This is a genomic window from Streptomyces sp. 8N616 (assembly GCF_052246385.1).
GTDB lineage: Bacteria > Actinomycetota > Actinomycetes > Streptomycetales > Streptomycetaceae > Streptomyces.
This window is the reverse complement of sequence record NZ_JBQQBY010000004.1, coordinates 284,955-291,002: the sequence shown is the minus strand read 5'-3', so window position 1 is coordinate 291,002 and position 6,048 is coordinate 284,955. Positions and strand designations below refer to the sequence as shown.

Annotated in this window: 6 protein-coding genes; 2 read left to right on the top strand and 4 right to left on the bottom strand. The window is 74.6% G+C overall.

The features are described from left to right. Window positions 1-53: 53 nt before the first annotated feature. Window positions 54-752 carry a copper homeostasis protein CutC gene (locus ACTWQC_RS05870; protein WP_443314440.1) on the bottom strand — a complete coding sequence of 233 codons (699 nt, stop codon included), beginning with the start codon at window positions 750-752 and terminating at the stop codon, window positions 54-56. Between the two features lie 57 nt (window positions 753-809). Between ACTWQC_RS05870 and ACTWQC_RS05865 the strand changes: the two genes are divergently transcribed. After that, window positions 810-1,487, top strand: a complete 678-nt coding sequence (locus tag ACTWQC_RS05865; protein ID WP_443314439.1) for an HD domain-containing protein — start codon at window positions 810-812, stop codon at window positions 1,485-1,487. Between the two features lie 76 nt (window positions 1,488-1,563). Next, entirely contained in the window at window positions 1,564-2,616 is a 1,053-nt protein-coding gene (locus ACTWQC_RS05860; RefSeq protein ID WP_443314438.1) for a hypothetical protein, read from the top strand. 16 nt (window positions 2,617-2,632) lie between these two features. Here ACTWQC_RS05860 and ACTWQC_RS05855 read toward each other — a convergent pair whose 3' ends face one another. From ACTWQC_RS05855 to ACTWQC_RS05845, 3 genes are all read right to left on the bottom strand, one after another. Next, a complete protein-coding gene (locus ACTWQC_RS05855; protein ID WP_443314457.1) occupies window positions 2,633-3,406 on the bottom strand; it encodes an ABC transporter ATP-binding protein in 774 nt (257 codons plus the stop codon). A 131-nt stretch (window positions 3,407-3,537) separates the two neighbouring features. Then, the gene (locus tag ACTWQC_RS05850; RefSeq protein ID WP_443314437.1) at window positions 3,538-4,635 is read right to left on the bottom strand and encodes a FecCD family ABC transporter permease; all 1,098 of its coding nucleotides are present in this window, start codon (window positions 4,633-4,635) and stop codon (window positions 3,538-3,540) included. Between the two features lie 151 nt (window positions 4,636-4,786). Next, on the bottom strand, window positions 4,787-5,818 hold the full coding sequence (locus ACTWQC_RS05845) for a FecCD family ABC transporter permease (RefSeq protein ID WP_443314436.1): 1,032 nt from the start codon (window positions 5,816-5,818) through the stop codon (window positions 4,787-4,789). Window positions 5,819-6,048 lie beyond the last annotated feature (230 nt).

Sequence of the window (6,048 nt, the reverse complement as noted above, 5' to 3'; positions counted from 1 at the left end):
CTTGGGTTTGTGTCCGTTTGTCTCGGGGCGAGAAACAACTCCCCACAACCCGGTTACAGCGCCTCGCGCCAGTGCTCCACCGCGGCAGCGGAGACCGGGGAAGCCCAGCCCGCAGGGCGCGCCGCCCCGCCGATGTGGAAGGCGTCGATCCCGCCGGCCCGCAACCGCGGCAGGTGGTCCAGCCGCAGCCCCCCGCCCACCAGAATCCGCGCCTCATACCCCGGTTCCCCGGCCCGCGCCGCCTCCGCGAGCAGCACCGGCATGCCGTCGTCGACACCGGTCGGCGAGCCGGCCGTCAGGTACGCGTCGAGGCCGGGCAGCCCGGCCAGCTGCTTGCGCAGCTCGTCGCGGTGCGCGGCGCGGTCGATCGCCCGGTGGAACGTCCACGGGCACGGCTCGATCACCGCGACGATCATCTCGACCGCCACCAGGTCCGGGTGCCCCGCGTGATCCAGGAAGCCGAGCACGAACTCGTCCGCGCCCTCCGCCCGCAGCGCCTCCGCCTCCGCGCACAGCGCGTGCAGTTCGGCCGCCGTGCAGCGCTCGCCGCTCCGCGCCGTGGCCGCCGAGCGCAGCATCACGCGCAGCGGGATGTCGACCGCGGCGCGTACCGCAGCGAACGTCTCGCGCGAGGGGGTGAGGCCGTCGGCCGCCATATCGGTGACCAGTTCGAGGCGGTCGGCCCCTCCGGCCTCGGCCGCGACCGCGTCGTCGACGCCGAGGGCAATCACCTCGAGGATTGGTCTAGACATATATCCAAGGTTGCCACAGGGAGACCGTCACGGAAAACCATGGCACACAATTGATCCATGGCAGCCAACGCCCCCACCGACCCCAACGCCGGGGCCACCCGCGACATCCTGCTCGCGCGCTGGACGCGGCTGCTGCACCGGTGCCAGGAGACCCGCCACCCCGACCCCGTCCCGTACGGCGAGAACCTCCTCGCCCGTTGGGCCGAGCCCCACCGCCGCTACCACACCACCGACCACCTCCTCGCCGTCCTCGACCACGTCGAGGAGCTGGCCCACCACTGCGCCGACCCCGACGCCGTACGGCTGGCCGCCTGGTTCCACGACGCCGTCTACGACCCGGAGCGCTCCGAGAACGAGGAGCGCAGCGCCCGGCTCGCCGAGCGCGGCCTGCCGCAGGCCGGGGTGACCACGGCCCGTACGGCGGAGGTGGCAAGGCTCGTACGGCTCACCGTCACCCACGACCCGGCGCCCGGGGACACCGACGGCGAGGTGCTGTGCGACGCGGACCTCGCCGTGCTCGCCGGCCCGCCGCAGGCGTACGCCGCCTACGCTGCCGCCATCCGCCAGGAGTACGGCTTCGTGCCGCACGACGCCTTCCGCGACGGCCGCGCCGCCGTCCTGCGCCAGCTGCTCGAGCTGCCCAGCCTCTACCGCACGCCCACCGCCCACGACCGCTGGGAGCGCACCGCGCGCTACAACCTCGAGACGGAGCTGCAGCTGCTCAGCGTGAGTTGATGCGGTGCGGTGCGCGGCGGAGGCGGTAACGTCGGGGCAGTCCCGTCGTGAAGTGTGCGTGCCCGCAGGGGATTTGGTGGGGATCGAGAGCGATCAGCTCGTATTCGACTATCTGAGCCGGGTCGGCGACCTGGCCCAGCAGCGGCAGCTGCCCTCCGGCGAGCGAATGCGCCTGGTCACCCGGCTGCGCGCGGAGATCGACGAGCAGCGCGCCGGTGCCGCCGACACGACCGCGTCGGTCAAGCGCATCCTCGGCAGGCTGGGCACGCCGTCCGAGGTGGTGACCGCGGCGGGCGGGGTCCCCGCGGACGGACAGCCCGAGGCGCCACGGCACGTACCGGTGGCGGAGGCGGGCCGGGAGCCGGTCAGGGAGACCCAGGGGACCGTGCCGCCTCCCCGCTCGGGCAGCGAGCCCTCGCCGCCGCACCTCGCGGGCGAGGACGAGCTGGGCCCGAGCGACGCCACCCCCGACTGGTGGCGGATCGAGCCGGGGCCCTTCGGCAGCCCGGGCGAGTCCGTGCCCGGCTTCGTCGGGGGGATCGAGATCCCGGAGATACTCAAGCCACCGCCGGTCTCCGTGGATGCTGCCGGCGGCCGGCTGCGGAAGGCGAAGCCGGACGAGGCCGCGGGCGGCCCTGCCGACGGGGATGCGGGCGGGGACGCGGGAGCGGGCTCGGGCGAGGGCGGTCCGGGTTCCGGCCGCGGACCCGGGGTGCTGCGGCGGGCGTTGTCCCGGCGTCGCCCTACGGAGCCGGTGACGGACCGCAGCACGGAGACCCGGGCGCGACAGCCCCTCAGCCCGCTGCTGCTGCTCGCCGCCGGCCTGCTCATCGTCGGCGCCGTGCTCAAATCGCTCGTCGCGCTCGGCCTCGGCTGGCTCATCGCGTACGGCACGCGCAAGCTGTCCCGTACCCAGGCCAAGTGGGCCGCTGTCGGACTGCCGGGGGTCGTCGCGGCGGGCGCGGTCGTGTGGCTGTGGGGGCGGGTGGACAGGCGCTGGGGCGAGCGGATCCCGCAGGGGCAGATGGGCGACGCGCTCACCGAGACCTGGCCGGTGGCCCTCCGCGCGGCGGCCGTGGCTTCGGCGCTCTACCTGCTGTGGCGTGCGAGGCGCAGCCCCCGGGGGTGAATGGATGTGGGCATTCCTAGTGGCGGGGTGCGCCCGGTACGACCAGGGGGCTGCCGGTCACCGGGTCCGGGACGACCACCGATTCGAGCCCGAAGACCTCCCGCACAAGACCGGCCGTGACGACCTCGGCCGGCGGGCCCTGCGCCACGATCCGTCCCGCCTTCATGGCGACGAGGTGATCGGCGTACCGGGCGGCCTGGTTGAGGTCGTGCAGGACGGCGACAACCGTACGGCCGCGGTCACGGTTCAACTGCCGCACCAGGTCCAGGACTTCGACCTGGTGCGCAATGTCCAGGTACGTCGTCGGCTCGTCCAGGAGCAGCAGTTCGGTCTCCTGGGCGAGGGCCATGGCGATCCACACGCGCTGCCGCTGCCCGCCCGACAGTTCGTCGACGGGCCGCTCGGCGAGCGCCGTCACGTCCGTACGGGCCATGGCGTCGGTGACCGCGCGCTCGTCCTCCTCGGACCACTGCTGCCACCAGCGCTGGTGCGGCTGGCGGCCGCGCGCGACCAGGTCCGCGACCGTGATCGCCTCGGGCGCGACCGGCGACTGCGGCAGCAGCCCGACCGACTGGGCGATCTTGCGGGTCGGGATGCGGCCGAGCTCCCGGCCGTCGAGCAGCACGGAGCCGCGGCGCGGCTTGAGGAGGCGGCCCAGGGCGCGCAGCAGGGTCGACTTGCCGCAGGCGTTAGGGCCGACGACGACCGTGACCTCGCCGTCCGGGATGGCCAGGTCGAGGCCCTCGACGACCGTGCGGTCGCCGTAGGCGAGGGTCAGGTCGCGGGCCATGAGCCTGCTGCTCTCGGGGGTTTCGGGGATCCCGCGGAGCTCGGGGGCCGCGGGAGTCTCGGCGGTCTCGGTCGGCTCGGGAGCCTCGCGACCCTGGGGAGCGTCAAGGGCTTCGGGGACCTCGGGGGCGGTCACGCACGTCCTCCGGTACGGCTGCGGATGATCAGGAAGATGAGGTACGGGGCGCCGACGGCGGCGGTCAGCACGCCCACCGGCAGCTCGGTCGGCGCGAACAGCACCCGCGCCAGCAGGTCGGCGGCCACCACGATGAACGCACCCGCCAGCGCCGCGCACAGCAGCGGGATCTGCGCGGTCCGCGTCAGCCGCCGCGCGACCTGCGGCGCGAGCAGCGCCACGAAGTCCACAGGCCCAGCGGCCGCCGTGGCGACCGAGGCGAGGACGACGCCGAGCAGCACGAGCCCGAGCCGGGCCGGGCCCAGGCGCGAGCCGAGCGCGGTCGCGGTGTCGTCGTCGAGCGACACGGACCGCTGGGCGCGCGCCGCCCACAGCACGGCGGGCAGCAGCGCGAGCAGCGTCCAGCCGAGCGGCCCGGCCTCCTCCCAGCCCCGCGCGTTGAGGGAGCCTGTCATCCACACCTGCGCATGCTGCGCGACCAAGTAGTCGCCCTTCGTCAGGAACAGTTGGGTGACGGAGCGCAGAGCGATCGCGAAGCCGATGCCGATGAGTACGAAGCGGGCCGCGTGCAGCCCGCCGCGCCACGCGAAGACGTACACGAGCGCGGCCGCGCCGAGCCCGCCGAGGATCGAGAGGTAGGGGAGGACCGCGTACGAGGTGACGCCGAAGGTCATCGCACTGACCGTCAGCGCGGTCGCGCCGTGGCTGATGCCGATGACGTCGGGGCTGGCGAGCGGGTTGCGGGCGACGGTCTGGATGAGCCCGCCCGCGACGCCGAAGGCGGCGCCGGCCATGAGCCCGACGGTCATGCGCGGCAGCCGCAGCGTGCCGACGACGAACTCGTCCTGCGACGGCTGCCCGAGGACCACCTTCACGGCTTCGAGCGGCACCGCGGTGGACTCCCCGACACACAGGTACGCCACGCAGACGGCAGCCAGCAGTACGCCCAGCACCCCGCCGACGACGGCGGCCCGCCGGTGTACGAGGAACGACCCGCGCCCGTCCGCGTGCACGAGCGCGTAGCCCGCGGGCCGTACGGTCGCCCGCTGCGCGGTGGTGACGGGGGTCGAGGCCGTGACGGGAGTCGAGGTCATGAGGCCCTCCACGGTGTTCGCGCCGCGACGGAGGGCAGCCCGACGGCGCGGACCGGCGGCGGCGAACCGGCCGCGGCCCGGGGGCGTATCGGCGGTGGCCAACTGGCCGCGGCCCGGGGGCGTATGGGCCCGCACGCCGCCTCTGCGCGGCTCATGCGGCGACCGCCCTGCGGCGGACCAGGGCGACCAGGAACGGGACGCCGATCAGGGCCGTCGCCACGCCCGCCGGGACCTCCGACGGCGGGAAGACGACCCGGCCGACGACGTCCGCGACGAGCAGCATCACCGGGCCGGTCAGCGCGGCCATCGGCAGCACCCATCGGTGGTCCGTGCCGACGATCGCCCGGGCGATATGCGGCACCGCGAGGCCGACGAAGGCGATCGGCCCCGCGGCCGCCACGCCCACGCCCGTCAGCACCGTCGCGCCGAGCCCGCCCACGATCCGTACGGTCGCGACCTTCTGCCCGAGCCCCTTGGCGACGTCCTCGCCCAGCGCCAGGGCGTCGAGGCCGCGCGCGACCGACGCCACCAGCAGCGCGCCCACCAGCAGGAACGGCCAGGTCTGCGCGATGACGTCGGTGTCCCGCCCGGCGACGGAGCCGACCTGCCAGAAGCGGAACTCGTCCAGCGTGGCGGCGTCCGTGGTGAGCACGGCGTGGATCACCGACACGAGGAGGGCGTTGATGGCGGCGCCCGCCAGCGCGAGTTTCACGGGGGTCGCACCGCTGCGCCCGCTGGACGCTACGGCGTAGGCGGCGACCGCCGCGATACCGGCGCCCACGAAGGCGAACCACACGTAGCCGCTCAGCGTGTGCACCCCGGCGAAGGCGATGGCCAACACCACTCCGGCCGACGCGCCCTGGCTGATCCCGAGGATGGCGGGGTCGGCGATCGGGTTGCGGGTGATGCCCTGCATCACCGTGCCCGCCAGCGCGAGCGCCGCGCCGACCATCAGCGCGATGACCGTACGCGGCACCCGCAGCGACCGTACGACTTCGGCCGCGTCGCTCGTACCGCCGTGTAGCAGGGCGTCGAGGACTGCGGACGGTGCGATGGCGCGGGCGCCGACGGCGAGGCTGAGCAGCACCGCGAGCAGCAGCGCGGCGACGGCCGCGGCCGTCCACGCGATGCGGCGGGTCACCAGAGCGCGTCTGGGGCCGGTGACGGCGGTCGCGGCTGACATCGGTTCCTTACGTGGAGGCCCGGCAAGTTAGGCGAGCCTAAGAATACGGCCGGGGTGTGGGCATTCGTTCCGCGGGGCGGAACGGGTGGGCACACCCGTGCCACCGGCGTGCAGCCGCGTACGAGACGGCAACCCCCCGCGGCGGGCCGGCGCATCGTCGCCGACTGCACGCCGGTGGTCGCGTTGTGCCCACCCCCCAGCTACCGCTGGGAGGTGCCCCCAGCCCCGCG